This is a genomic window from Mariniflexile sp. HMF6888 (assembly GCF_044335535.1).
Lineage (GTDB): Bacteria > Bacteroidota > Bacteroidia > Flavobacteriales > Flavobacteriaceae > Mariniflexile.
On the sequence record NZ_JBIQVZ010000006.1, the window covers coordinates 67,927 to 83,483 of the forward strand.

The window sequence follows — 15,557 nt, forward strand, 5'->3', positions numbered from 1 at the left end:
CTTTTTAAGTACAAATAATAAGCATAAACAAAATTTAAAACAGTCTCTAAGAATGGATAAGTTTTTTTTTGAGTATTTTTAATTTAAATTCGTATTCCTAAAGACATTCTTTGTAGGTTTTTAGGTGGTGGATTTTGATGCTAATTAAAATGAAAAACAATCTCACTCTCATATTATTTTTATGTTTAAACTTAGTTTATGGACAAAGCTATAAAAAGCAACCTAAACTAATTAAAGATGACCTTTCGTTTTATCTTTTAGATACAGGGTTTGGTTTATCAAGTAATTATATCCATGATATAGTACAAGATTCTCTTGGGTTTATTTGGATTGGAACACCAGAAGGTTTAAATAGGTATAATGGAACCAAATTTTCAGTCTATAAAAAGAGCGATCTTCGAGAGAATCAGGGTTTAACCGATGATTTTGTTCATCAGTTAAGTATAATAAATAAAGGTAAATTAGTCATAACTACGGATGAAGGGTTAAGCATTTACGATTCAAGAAGTGAAACTTTTAAAATTCTTAATGCGCAAAACGGTTTAATTGGCATTAATACTAGCTGTTTTGAATTTGGAACCGAAAGTGAGTTTATTATTGGGGTTTATGATAGGGGAATTCAAATTATCGATACCAATAACAAATCAACAGTATATACATACAGTCCAGATAATATGTCTTCACTTTCTTCCAATAAAGTGACCTGTATGGCAAGACAAGGAGATTCTTTGCTATGGGTTGGTACTAAAGAAAATGGACTGAATAAAATAAACTACAAAACAAGAAAAGTTACGCGTGTTTTATTTGGCAATAATAAAAATGCGTCCTCACTACAGGTAGATGAACTTTACACAGGAAAAGAAGGCAATTTATGGGTAGGTTCAAATGAAGGAATGCATGTCATTACGGTTAAGGGCGATACACTACAGTTAAAAAAATCTTTAACAGAAGGAAAAGGGTTGAGCGATAACAACGTCCTTTGCTTTGAGGAAGACAATTTGGGAAACTTATGGATTGGCACTAGAAACGGAGGTTTGAATATTATAAATAAATCCGATTTCTTAAGAAAAAAATCAAATTTTTCGGTAAAATGGTATTTGCCAAAAGATGATGGCTCTAGTGTCTTTAATAGAACCGTATCTGCTTTAAGAATGGATAGGGATGGCAATATGTGGATAGGCACAAGTACTGGATTAAATTTTGTAAACCCCAATGGAGAACCAGTAAAACTATTAAGAAAAAGCAGTTCTCGGGCAGAGAGTTTGAGCCACGATAGGATAGGTGCTTTGGCTGAAAGTTATGAAGGAAAAATTTGGATTGGAACAGATGGGGCAGGTTTAGATTTATTTGATCCAATTACAGGGTCATTTAAGCATTATAGACATGAATCTAATAATGTATCTAGTTTAAGTAATGACTATATCATTTCTTTATATGAAGACAAGAAAAAAAGACTTTGGGTAGGAACTTACCAAGGAGGCTTAAATAAAATGAATCCAAATACAGGTTACTGTACCCACTATTTGCAAGGGAGTATTGATCAAGGTAGCGACGTTAGAGTCATTTTTGAAGATAGCAATGGCCAAATATGGGTAGGTACTAATAGAGGTGGCTTATATAAATATAAAGACAATCTAGATCAATTTGAATTTATTAATTCTTTAGGTAAAATAGATATTAGAGATATTAATGAAGATAAAAATGGTTTTTTATGGTTGGCAACTTATGGTAACGGTATTTTGAGATACGATCTTTACAATGATGAAACAGTTACATATAATTCAACAAATACAGAAGGTTTTAAGAGTGATAATATTCTAAGTGTTTTAGCGCTTTCAAGTAGTGATGTATTGGCTGGAACAGAAAACGAAGGCCTTATTAGGTTAGACCCAATAAAGAAAACAATTTCAAGTTTCTCTCAAAAAAATGGGTTAAGTAACAATACTGTTAATAATATTATTAGGGAAAATGAAAATAATATTTGGCTAGGAACCTATAAAGGAATTAGTAATTATAATACTTCAACAAATAAAATATATAATTTAAATACCTATACCAATATTCAACAAGGCATATTTAGATCTGGTTTAATTGCCAAATCTGGAATTGTTTATTTAGGAGGTGATAACGGACTTAATATTTTTGATCCAGACAATTTACAAAGAAAAAAAGAATGGCATCCAATAGTTTTTGAAAAACTAGAAGTATTGGATAAACAAGTTCGAGTTTCAAAAAACAATAAAAATGAAATTTTGGATAAGTCAATTCTTTATGAAGATCATTTTTTTCTAGACTATAATCAAACTTTTTTTTCTATAGATTATGTTGCAATAAAATATCCCTTTATAAAAAATGTAGTTTATTCTTACATGGTAGATGGTTATAACGATAACTGGATAAATACTAACCAAGCCGGAAAGGTCAATCTAATAAACATGCCTCATGGAGATTATATTTTAAACGTAAAGGCTAAGTTTGGATCTGGAGACGAGGTTGTGAAAAAAATACGTATCACAATAAATCCACCATTATGGAAAACTCCTTTAGCTTATATATGCTATGTGTTGCTTTTAGCAGGCATGATTTATGGATTTATGCGCTACTATTCTGAACGCATTAAATTAATAAATTCCTTGTTGTTTGAAAAAAAGCAGCGTCAATTAGAATACAATTTTAACGAAGAAAGAATACGGTTTTTTACAAGCTTTTCACACGAATTAAAAACACCTTTGACACTTATTTTAGCACCGTTAGAAGATTTGATTTCCGAAGTTAAATCAATAAAGGAAAAAAACAGTTTAAAATTAATTCAGAAAAATGCTAAGCTGTTACTACAGTCTATAAATAAGCTTTTGGAATTTAGAAAATCCAATTTGGGCTTAAGTAAGTTAAGGATTGAAGAACACAACCTTACAGATTGTTTGGAGCAATGGGTGCATAACTATTTTCTTTTAGCAAAAAAAAGAGATATAGCATTAAGTTATGATTTTCCTGAAGAAAATTTATTGGCATGGTTTGATTTGGAAAAAATGCATATCATCTTCAACAACCTTTTATCAAATGCATTTAAATATACACCAGATAAAGGTGAAATACACGTGTCTCTTAATTACGATGAGGAAAGTTTCGAAATAAAAGTTAAGGATACTGGTTACGGTATCGCACAAGATGAATTGGAACATGTCTTTGAAAGATATTACCGATCTGATGCTGTTAAAAGTAAAGACGGCATAGGCATTGGTTTAGCATTGGCTAAAAATTTCACAGAACTGCACATGGGTTCCATTCATATTGAAAGTGAGCTAAATAAAGGAAGTGTTTTTTCAGTAATGATCCCCAGAGACAAAACATTATTTGTAGATGCTGTTTTAGATAATAAAAATGCAGTAACTGAAAATGAAACGGTTGATTTGGAAGAATGGATTACGTCGACAGAATTAAAATCTTCAGAAAACAAATCTTCAAATATTAATTTGAATGATAATAAAGAACTTATATTATTAATTGACGACAACCCAGATATCCTTAATTATTTAGACGGTTTGTTAGAGGGAAAGTATGATCTTATTTATGCGAATAATGGCGAAGAAGGGGTTGAGAAAGCATTACGCTATGTACCAGATTTAATAGTTTCAGACGTCATGATGCCAAAAATGAATGGCATAGAACTTTGTAATGTTCTAAAAGAAACCATAGAAACAACCCATATACCCATTATACTTCTTACAGCGAAAGCTAATATTGAAAGCATACAAGAAGGTTATACACACGGTGCCGATGATTATATTGTAAAACCATTTAGCAGTCAAATTTTACAAACAAGAATTAGAAATTTACTGGATATTAGAAAACAGTTGCGTAATTATTTCTTAAATAAAGAAGAAATAAAGGCAGAAGTTTTTAATAAAAATGCTACTTTATTAGATCAAGAAAAAGGTTTTCTAAATAAATTAGAAAAAGTTATATTAGACCATTTAGATGAGGAAAAAATGGACGTTTGGGTAGTAGCACAAAGTATTGGAATGAGTAGAACCTCACTCTTCCGTAAAATAAAAGCTATTACAGGATTAAACATAAACCAATATATACGAAAAGTAAAAATGGATAAAGCCGCAGAGTTAATAAAGAGTGGAAATTATACCATTGCTCAAGCATCTTATGAGGTTGGTTTTAATAATGTAAAATATTTTAGGAAACTATTTAAAGAGCAATTTGAACAAGTTCCTTCGGAATTAACGCGGGATAAGAAAAATCCACCTAATTAATAAATACATACTGCTTTCTTCAAGAGTAATATTTATTACCCTGCCCAAATATAGAATTCTCTCAACAAGCGTTCCTTAAGGGAACTTATATGCCTTTTTAATTTGGTTTGGTCATTTTGTATCCTTTGTTTTGATGATTTGTACCCTCTGTTTTTATGTGTTTAACATAATTTTGTGAAACATTGTAAGTGTATTGGCAACACTTACAATGTTTTAAATAAACATTAAAAATAATAGCACAAATATGTCCAAATTAATTTTCATATTAATTTTTTTATTGCCTTTCCATATAGGTTTTGCACAAGTAAAAGCCAATGAATGGGAAAACCCAAAAGTAATCGATCGAAATAAAGAATTAGGAAGGACATCATTTGTGTTATATCAAGATGAAGCTTCTGCAATTACAGATACACCCGAAAATTCAGAACTTTATCAAAGTTTAAATGGTACATGGAAGTTTAGTATTGTTAAAAAACCAGCAGATAGACCTTTGAACTTTTTCGATTTTAATTTAGATGATTCTAACTGGAAAAATATTAAAGTGCCTTCAAACTGGGAATTGCAGGGGTTTGATATACCTATTTATACAAACGTAACCTATCCTTTTCCTAAGAACCCACCTTTTATAGATGGTAATTACAATCCAGTAGGAAGTTATAGAAAGACTTTTAATGTTTCTAAATCTTGGGATGATAAAGAAGTCATATTACATTTTGGATCTATTTCTGGTTATGCTAGAATATTTTTAAATGGTAAAGAAGTAGGAATGACCAAGGCGTCTAAAACAGCAGCAGAGTTCAACATTACCAAACTTTTAAAGAAAGATGAAAACGTATTAGCAGTACAAGTATGTCGTTGGCATGACGGCAGCTATTTAGAAGATCAGGACTTTTGGCGTTTAAGCGGTATAGAACGCGATGTGTATTTACAAGCAATACCTAAAACGGCTATTTGGGATTATTTTGCCAAAGCAAATTTAGATGAGACTTATAACAATGGACTTTTTAGTCTTGATGTTAATTTAAGATCTTTTGGTAAAAAAGCCTCTAAAGGCCAAGTTGTTTCAGTTTGTCTTGTTGATGCAAATGGAAATAAAGTATATGAAGAAGAAAAGAAAGTACATGGTTTAACTAGTAATATTAGCTTTTCTTCAACCATCAATAATGTGTCAAAATGGAGTGCCGAAAATCCTTGTTTATACAGATACATATTAAGTCTGACCGATAAAAAAAGCACACAAGTTGTTTCTAAAAAAATAGGATTTAGAAAGGTAGAAATTAAAGATGCTCAATTAATGGTTAACGGGCAGCCTCTAATGGCTAATGGGGTAAACCTTCACGAACATCATGGCGTTAAAGGACATACGCCAGATAGAGAAACTATGTTGGAGGATATTAAATTAATGAAGCAAAATAACATCAATGCCATTCGTATGAGTCATTATCCGCATGATCCATACTTATATACCTTATGCGATGAATATGGGATTTATGTTGTAGATGAGGCCAATATTGAAACACATGCTATGGGGGCCGAAAAACAAGGTAATTTTGATAAAACCAAACATCCAGCATATTTGCCAGAATGGGCACCAGCTCATATGGATAGAATGAAACGTATGCTTGAGCAAAACAAGAATTCCACATCAATCATTCTTTGGTCTATGGGGAACGAGTGCGGTAATGGTCCTGTATTTTATGAAGGCTATAAATGGATAAAAGAACGGGACAAAACACGCTATGTAACTTTTGAACAAGCTAACGAAAATACTAACACCGACATTGTAGCACCCATGTATCCAAGTATTGGAACCATGAAGGATTATGCCGAATCAGATAAACAAAGACCATTTATAATGTGTGAGTATTCCCATGCAATGGGAAATAGTAATGGTAATTTTCAGGAGTACCGAGACATTATGAATACAAGTAAGAGAATGCAAGGTGGTTTTATTTGGGATTGGGTTGACCAAGGTTTAAAAACAGAAACTCCAGATGGAAGACCGTTTTGGGCTTATGGTGGCGATTTAGGCGGCGAGAATTTGCAACACGATCAAAACTTTTGTGCTAACGGATTGGTAACAGCTGATAGAGTACCTCACCCAGCCTTAGCAGAAGTGAAAAAAGTATTTCAATTTATAGCCTTTGAACTTGAAAGCGGGAACAAACTACAGGTAACCAATACCTATAATTTTACCAATCTGGATAATTATACTTTTAAATGGGAACTTAAGGCCAATGGTGTGGTAATAGATAAAAATACTTTTGAAGTTTCGACAGCACCTAACGAAACCAAAGAAATCCTTTTAAACTTACCTAAGCTAGAATCGAACAAGGAATATTATTTAGATGTTTACGGATACACTAAAAACGAATCACCTTTAGTGCCGAAAAACCATGAAATTGCTAGAGAACAGTTTAAACTTGGGAATCATTCGTATTTTGATAATAACATAGACCATAGAGGAGATTTAAAGCATACTGTTAAAGACAATATACTTTCTTTTTCAAATGACATAGTAGAAGGAGAATTTAATTTAACATCAGGTAAACTAACTAAATACGCTTTTAGAAAAGACAAAAGTAAAACCATTATAAATTTCCCCGAACCTTACTTTTGGCGTGCTCCAACCGATAATGATTATGGTAATAAAATGCCAGAACGTTTGGGCGTTTGGAAAAATGCACACAAACAATTAGAAGTTAAAAAGGCAGTAGTAGGTGAAAAAAATACGCAAGGTCTCCCTGTTCATGTCGAGTTTCTTGTAAAAGAATTAGAGGCTTCCTTTACTGTAAACTATTTAATCCAAAACGATGGTTCCATAAAAATAACGGCCAGTATCGGCATGGGAACTAAGGAATTGCCAGAATTGCCAAGATTTGGAATGCGTATGGTATTAGATGGTAGTTACGATGATTTATCATTTTATGGTAGAGGCCCTTGGGAAAATTATTCCGATAGGAATACAGCGGCATTCTTAGGTGTTTATAATGATAAAGTTAAAAATCAATACACTTGGGAGTATATACGTCCACAAGAAGCAGGTTACAAAACAGATGTGCGCTGGCTTACTTTAAAAAATAAAGCTAGTAAAGGTATAGAGATTATTGGAGAACAACCATTAGGCTTTAGTGCTTTACATATGGCTACTGAAACTTTGGACGGGGGTGAAACCAAATCTCAAACGCACCCCACCGATATTGTTGTAGAAAAAGACAAAATTTATTTACATATAGATTTAAAACAGCGAGGTGTTGGGGGCGATGACAGTTGGGGAGCATATCCACATAAGCAATACCGTTTGCATGAAAATAAATATTCATATAATTACCAGATTAAGCTAATAGATTAATAGATGAAAAAAACTCACTTATTACAATTTTGCTAACTAATAAAACCGAAACGATATGACATAAAATCAACTTTATAACAACTACATTGTAATATTTATTTCCAGAATTAGGAAAGACATATTCAAAGAATAAACTAAACAAAATAAACTAAATATGATAAAACTAATTAAAATGAGGAAAGTCTTTTTTTCTTGTCCGGAGTTTGACTATAGATTTAAATTAGTAATGCTTTTATTGTGCATTACTGCTTATCAAGTTCAAGCTTCTGAAGAAAAAAATGTAGATTTTAAAAATGAAATTCAAAAGAGAACTATTACAGGAGTCGTTAAGGATGTAACAGGCATGGTACTTCCTGGAGCCAATGTTTTAGTTAAAGGAACCACAAACGGTGTTATGACCGACTTTGATGGTGAGTTTAAGTTGGATATCGAAGCTAGCGCAACTACCTTAGTGGTTTCTTATGTCGGTTTTGAATCGCAGGAAGTGACAATAGGTCAAAAATCAGTATTTTCTATTGTATTGAATGAGAGTAATGAGGCCTTAAAAGAAGTTGTTGTTGTAGGTTTTGGTACTCAGAAAAAAGCAAGTTTAGTAAGTTCTATTACTACAATTTCTCCAAAAGAACTAAAAGGACCTACAAGTAACCTAACCACTATGATGGCAGGTAGGGTAGCAGGTATGATTGCTTTTCAAAGGAGTGGTGAACCTGGGGCTGATAACTCAGATTTCTTTATTCGTGGATTAGGATCTTTTGGTTCTGGTAAAGTAAGTCCATTAATTTTGATAGATGGTATAGAATCAAGTTCTACAGATATGGCACGTTTGCAGCCAGATGATATTGAAAGTTTTTCGGTACTAAAAGATGCAGCAGCAGCGGCAGTTTATGGTGCTCGTGGTGCAAATGGCGTCGTGTTAATTACTACCAAAATGGGTAAAGCAGGAAAGACGCAATTCCAGTTGCGTAGTGAAACCAGAATATCTAGCAATACTAAAAATTTCAAGTTTGCAGATAATATAACCTATATGAATTTAGCTAATGAAGCGGCGTTAACAAGAGATCCCAAAGCATTTTTACCATACAACCAAAACAAAATTTATAGAACATCTATTGGTGATGATCCCTTATTGTATCCTAGTAATAACTGGATAGATGAATTGATTAAGGATTACACAGTCAACCAAGGCTTGAACATGAGTGCCCAAGGTGGTGGTGACATAGCTAGATATTATATTGCTGGAACTTATAATGTAGATAATGGCGTGCTGGACGTAGATCCAATTAACAACTTTAATAATAATATTAAGCTACGTAATTATTCCATCAGATCGAATTTAGATTTGAATTTAACGTCTACAACAAAAGGAATTGTGCGTGTATATGGGCAGTTTGATGATTATAACGGGCCTGTTGGAGGCGGTTCACGTTTATTTCAATTAGCATTGAGGTCTAATCCTGTAATGTTCCCTAAAATATATCCATCTAGTTACTTACCCTTTATAGAGCACCCCTTATTTGGTAGTGCTCAGGCTCAAACCGGTGGTAATGCAGGCTCGGATTTGTTAATAAACCCCTATGCAGAAATGGTGAGGGGGTACCAAACAAGTAAGGCCTCTACCATACAGGCTCAAGTTGAGTTGAAGCAAGACTTCAATTTTATTGCTGAAGGATTATCCGCAAGGGCTATGGGGTATGTAAGACGTTATTCTTCCTTTCAAGTTTCAAGAGCTTATAATCCTTTTTATTACCAAGGTTATATCAGCCCTTCTACAGGAGAACTTGATATTAGTGTTTTGAATGAGGGTGGCCAGGGAAGTGTAGGGGTTACAGGTACCGAGTACCTTAATTATAGTGAAGGTGGAAAAAATTTGGATTCTCGTATTTATTTAGAAACAGCAGTTAATTACAGTAGGACGTTTAATGAAAAGCATGATGTTTCGGGCATGTTGGTTAATGTATTACAAAGCTATGAACGAGGCAATGCAGGTAGCGTACAATCTTCATTACCACAAAGAAACCACAGTTTTTCGGGTAGGTTTACCTATGGTTATGATGATACTTATATGTTTGAGTTTAACTTTGGGTATAACGGGTCAGAACGTTTTGCAAAAGGAAGCAGATATGGATATTTCCCATCATTAGGGTTTGCATATCGTGTTTCAAATGAAGATTACTGGAGTTCGCTTAAAGATGTGGTTAGTGATTTTAAAATCCGTTTTACCCATGGTCTTGTTGGTAACGATGCTATCGGGGATGTAAATGACCGTTTCTTTTATTTGTCTAATGTAAATCTCAACAATGGAACTTATGGTTCAACCTTTGGAGAGCAATTTGGATATTCTAGGCCAGGTGTTTTTATAAACCGTTATGCCAATTATAATATTGGTTGGGAAGAGTCTAAACAAACCAATCTTGGTCTTGATTTAGAACTTTTTAATTCATTAAATATAGTCATTGACGCTTTTAAGCAAAATCGAACTAATATTTTAGAAGTAAGATCTAATATTGGTGCAACATTAGGACTTACAGCTATTCCTTCTACAAATTTTGGAGAAATGGAAAGCAAAGGTCTAGACGGAACCATAACATACAATAAGTCTTTTAATGAAGATTGGTATACCCAATTACGTGGAAACTTTACATATGCTACAAGTGAAATTTTAGTAAAAGATGAAGTGTCATATCCAGATGAGTTGGCGTATCGTTCTGCAATTGGAAACAGTGCAGCTCAAGGTTATGGCTATATAGCAGAACGTTTATTTATAGACCATGAGGAAACACTAAATTCTCCAACACAATTTGGTGAATATACAGGGGGAGATATTAAGTACCGTGATGTAAACGGTGATGGTCAAATTACTGAAAATGATATGGTGCCTATAGGATATCCAACAGTTCCGGAAATTGTTTACGGTTTTGGTGGTACGGTTGGTTATAAAAATTTTGATTTTAGTGTCTTTTTCCAAGGCGCGGCTAGAACATCCTTTTTTATAAACCCAAATAATATATCTCCTTTTGTTACTGGTTATGTGGTTGACGGAAATGGCAGACCCGTTGCAGATGGTTTGGGGCAAAATGGATTGTTGAGTGTCATTGCAGAAGACCATTGGTCTGAGGCTAATAGAGATTCTTATGCTTTTTGGCCGCGTTTAAGTGACACCTATATTGAGAATAATAACCAACCATCAACCTGGTGGATGCGAGATGGTTCTTTCTTAAGATTAAAAACTATTGAAGCAGGTTATAATTTTCCAGAGTCTTTGGTCTCTAAAATAGGGATGCAATCTGCCAGACTTTATTTTAGTGGGAATAATTTAGCGGTTTGGAGTAAATTTAGATTATGGGATCCAGAAATGGGAGGTAATGGTTTAGGCTATCCAATTCAGTCTGTGTACAATCTAGGTTTAAAAGTTGATTTTTAAAAAAATAGATATGAAAAACATAAAGAAAATAATATTAATAAAAGGTTTTCAGAAACTTCATAAAGTATTTGGAATGACCTTAATGATTTTTTGCCTTTTTGGTTTAGAATCATGTGAAGATAGTTTTTTAGAAGTTGTTCCAGATAATGTAGTAACCATCGATCAAGCATTTAATTTAAGAAATGAGGCGGAGAAGTATTTGTTTACATGTTATGCTTATTTGCCCAAAAATGGTGATGCCCTCTATAATATAGGTTTTTTGGCCGGTAATGAAACTTGGATTGCACCAAATGATGCGGCTTTAAACAGTTATGCTTTTGACATAGCTAGAGGTTTGCAAAGAACATCAAATCCTTATATGGATGCTTGGGAAGGACGCTATCAAGGTGCAGGACCAGGTGATTTATACCCCATGTATGATGGTATCAGGCATTGTAATGTTTTTATAGAAAATATGGAAGACCGTAGTAATGTACCTGATATTAGTGAAGCGGAACGTTTAAGATGGATTGCAGAAGCTAAATTCTTAAAAGCCTATTATCACTATTATCTCATGCGTATGTATGGATCAATTCCTATCATTCGTAAGGTAATTCCTGTAGATGCTTCAGAAAATGAATTACAGGTGGCTAGAGATCCTATTGATGAAAGTGTAGATTATTTGGTGTCTTTGTTAGATGAAGCTGCAGCTAACCTGCCGCCTCAAATTTATGATACTCAAGATGAGTTGGGAAGGGTAACCAGACAAACGGCCTTAGGTATTAAGGGTGAGCTGTTGTTGATGGCAGCTAGTCCGTTGTTTAACGGCAACACAGACATGGCGGGTTTTACCAACAAAGATGGTACGGCATTGTTTAATACGACCTACGACGAATCAAAATGGCAACGGGCAGCAGAAGCTCTTAAAATAGCCATTGATGTGGCTGAAGCAAACGGACATAAAATTTATTACAAAAACGATTTTACGTTTGATATATCACAAACATCTAAAACAAAAATCAATATTAGGCAAGCCATATGCGAACCTTTTAATGATGAGGTCATATGGTCTAATACCAACAGTCGTACTTGGCAGTTACAACGTATTTGTATGATGCCTCTTTCTGTTGTGGTTCCACAGAGAAACGCCAGAGAAATATTTTCGCCAACTATTGGGTCGGCTTCAAAATTTTATACAAAAAATGGCGTGCCAATAGAAGAAGACAAAACATTAGATTTTTCTGATATTACCAAAATTAGAGAGGCAGGTTCCGAAGATGCATTAAACATTTTGGAAGGTTACAGAACTTCAATTTTAAATTTTGATAGGGAACCGCGTTTTTACGCCGATTTAGGTTTTGATGGTGCTATTTTTTATAAAGCAGATAGTAATGCCGATGAAACCAAATTTCATATTGAGTCTAAATTTAAAGATTACGCTGGTAGTTTTGATGCCTTCGATTTTAATATATCAGGTTATTTTATTAAAAAACTGGTTAATTGGGAGCAGACTTTTAATAGTGATGGAGGTTCATCTTATAAAGACTATGCGTGGCCAGAGTTACGATTGGCAGATTTATATTTGATGTATGCCGAAGCCTTAAACGAAGTGCAAGGGCCAACAGCAGAAGTGTTACAGTATGTTGACGCTATTCGTACAAGAGCAGGTTTAGAAGGCGTAGCTACATCGTGGCAAAATTACTCCCTAACCCCAAATAAATACACAACCAAAGATGGTATGCGTGAAATTATTCATAGAGAGCGCACCATCGAGTTGGCTTATGAGGGCAAGAATTATTGGGATATTAGACGTTGGAAAAAAGCAACCAGAGAGTTTAATCAGCCTATAAAGGGATGGAATGTATTTGCTTCGACAGAAGCCACTTATTATCAGGTCTTAACATTGTATCAACAAAGGTTTGTAGCGCCAAGAGACTATTTTTGGCCAATTTATGATAGAACATTAATTCAAAACCCTAACTTGGTTCAAAGTCCAGGTTGGTAAAATATAAAATAATTATGAAACGAAAATTAATACAATCCGCTTGGATTATCGTATGGTCTCTTATCGTAACTGTGTTTAGTTGCGAAGAAGAGATTGGACCAACTCCATTAGAGAATAATACCACCCCTCCAGGGGAAGTAGAGAATGTTTCGGTAGAGAATTTACCAGGAAAAGTAAGACTGGAGTATACCTTGCCAGATGATGACGACTTGTTGTATATCGTAGCACGTTATACCTTGGAAAATGGCACTGAGATGGAGGTTAAAGCGTCATATTATCAAAATTCCATGCTATTGGAAGGTTTTAAAGGCCTTTCCCAAAGAGAGGTGAGCATCTATGCTGTGAACAGAAGCGAAACCGAATCGGCTCCCGTAACAGTTACGGTAGATCCACTTGAAGCTCCTATATTTGATATTTATAGATCCATTGAAACGAGTCCTGATTTTGGTGGCATGCGCATAAAAGCAGAAAACTCTACAGAAGAGGATATAGCTTTATTGGTAATGCAAAAAAATCTTCAAGGCGATTGGGAACCGCTTTCAACAAGTATTTATACATCTGCTAGTGAGATTGCTCAAAGTTTAAGAGGGTTTGATACCATTCCACAAGATTTTGCACTAGTAGTAAGAGATAGATGGCTAAATGTAACCGATACATTGTTTACTCAAATCAAACCGCTTTATGAAGTGTTAATGCCAAGGGAACAAATGAATCCGCTTACCTTACCTAACGATGCCGAATTAATTGCATCACATACAGAAGTGCGAGATTTGTTTAATGGTGGGACTTTAGAATGGTACGACTCGTTTTTTACTAGTAGAACTATAGATGTAGGGCCTCATCTGGTTACTTGGGATATTGGAAAGATGACCAAATTAAGCCGTTTACACATTTGGCAATTTTCCGAACCTATTGGAGGGCAACGCTTGTATTATTACTTAGGAGCCATGAAAAGTTTTAGGATTTGGGGTGCAAATGAACTCAATAACGGTGACTTGTCTGGGTGGACACTTATGGGCGAGTATGAAATAACCAAACCATCAGGATTACCTTATGGACAAGAAGACAATAACGATTTAGTGGCAGCACAGGACGGAGCAGATTACGAAATTTCTATAGAAAAGCCTGCGGTACGTTATCTTAGAATAGAGTGTCTGGAAAATTGGGCAGGTGGTGAATATATGGCAGTATCTGAAGTCCAAGTGTATGGTAATCCAAATTTATAAAACGAACATGATGAAAAATTTTAGAAATATATTTATAGCAGTTTTTGCTATCAGTGCAGTTTTAGGAATATATTCCTGTACAGATGATAAAGAGTATCTTAAATTTGCTGAAGGGGGGGAGATTTCATATACGGCCGCTATCGATTCATTGAAAATATTTCCTGGGCAAAATCGGGTTAAAGTTCAAGGGCTTATTATAGGAGATCCTAAAGTTACCGAAGTACGCATATATTGGAATTCTAATAAAGATTCTGTTTCGGTTCCGGTAAATAGAACGGCTAACATCGATATGGTTTCAACTATCGTAGATGGACTAGAAGAGAACATTTATAATTTTGTCGTTAAGACTTTTGACGCAGAAGGCAATAGTTCCATATCGGTTTCCCAAACAGCAGAGGTTTATGGAGATCGATATATAGCTTCACTTTTAAATAGACCCTTAGTTAGTAATGTGCTTGTAGATAGTAAGCTCATAATTAATTTTGCTGAAATGGACTTAAGTTCTGGGGTTTTAGGTTCTGAGGTCGAATATACAACGACCTCTGGTTCATTAAATACAGTATCTGTAAATATTGAAGAATCTAGTGTAGAAATTTTAGATTTTGAAAGTGGGTCAACATATAGATACCGTACGGCATTTATTCCAGATGAAGAATCAATTGATAATTTTTATACTGATTATCAGAATGTCAAACCAATACCAACTCCCATTTTAGGAAATGCAGCTGTACCTTTTATAGCTTCAGCTACAAGTGGGAGATGGGGAAATCTTGCAGAACCATGGATAACAAATGATGCAGCCAAAAACCACGGTGGTTATGGTGGCTGGGATGAGTGGAATGGCAATATTTTTAATTTAGAATCGGGCTGGGGTGCTCCAGCAATTACAAACGGTAAAGTATATCAAGTTGTTACAGCAGAACCTGCCACATATCAGTTAAAAGTTGCATTGCGAGATACCAATCATGCCGCAGCCGATGTAGGCGGTGCTTATTTTGTAATAGTAAAAGGCAACGGAGGATTGCCAAACGTTGAAGATCTTACTACGGCTCCTGAAGTCTTAGCCTATAAAAGAATCTTGGCAACATCTAGTTTAAATTATATTGTTGAATTTACGGTTGATGAAACAACCGATATTTCAGTAGGATTATTGACCACCCAAGCAGGTGGCAATCCAGGACGATTTGCTAATATTAAATCGTGGGAAATAGTTGTAGTAGAGTAGGTTTTAGTTTAGTTTTTTAAGAGAAGAAAATGCACTTGTATTTTCTTCTCTTTTTATTAAGAATTAAATTTTCAAAGAAATGAA

At 34.4% G+C, this 15,557-nt stretch carries 6 protein-coding genes; all 6 read left to right on the forward strand.

The genetic code is table 11. The features are described from left to right. Positions 1-149: 149 nt before the first annotated feature. Positions 150-4,265 carry a two-component regulator propeller domain-containing protein gene (locus ACGLWY_RS13915; protein WP_396620276.1) on the forward strand — a complete coding sequence of 1,372 codons (4,116 nt, stop codon included), beginning with the start codon at positions 150-152 and terminating at the stop codon, positions 4,263-4,265. A gap of 244 nt (positions 4,266-4,509) precedes the next feature. Continuing rightward, positions 4,510-7,617 (forward strand): glycoside hydrolase family 2 TIM barrel-domain containing protein, encoded by a 3,108-nt coding sequence (locus ACGLWY_RS13920; RefSeq protein WP_396620277.1) that lies wholly within the window; start codon positions 4,510-4,512, stop codon positions 7,615-7,617. Between the two features lie 172 nt (positions 7,618-7,789). Then, positions 7,790-11,038, forward strand: a complete 3,249-nt coding sequence (locus tag ACGLWY_RS13925) for a SusC/RagA family TonB-linked outer membrane protein (protein ID WP_396620278.1) — start codon at positions 7,790-7,792, stop codon at positions 11,036-11,038. Positions 11,039-11,048: 10 nt separating this feature from the next. Then, complete coding sequence (locus tag ACGLWY_RS13930; RefSeq protein WP_396620279.1) at positions 11,049-13,022, forward strand: RagB/SusD family nutrient uptake outer membrane protein; 1,974 nt, start codon at positions 11,049-11,051, stop codon at positions 13,020-13,022. 14 nt (positions 13,023-13,036) lie between these two features. Further along, positions 13,037-14,248 carry a DUF4959 domain-containing protein gene (locus tag ACGLWY_RS13935; RefSeq protein WP_396620280.1) on the forward strand — a complete coding sequence of 404 codons (1,212 nt, stop codon included), beginning with the start codon at positions 13,037-13,039 and terminating at the stop codon, positions 14,246-14,248. Between the two features lie 10 nt (positions 14,249-14,258). Beyond that, positions 14,259-15,473, forward strand: a complete 1,215-nt coding sequence (locus ACGLWY_RS13940; RefSeq protein ID WP_396620281.1) for a DUF4998 domain-containing protein — start codon at positions 14,259-14,261, stop codon at positions 15,471-15,473. The last annotated feature ends 84 nt before the right edge of the window (positions 15,474-15,557 follow it).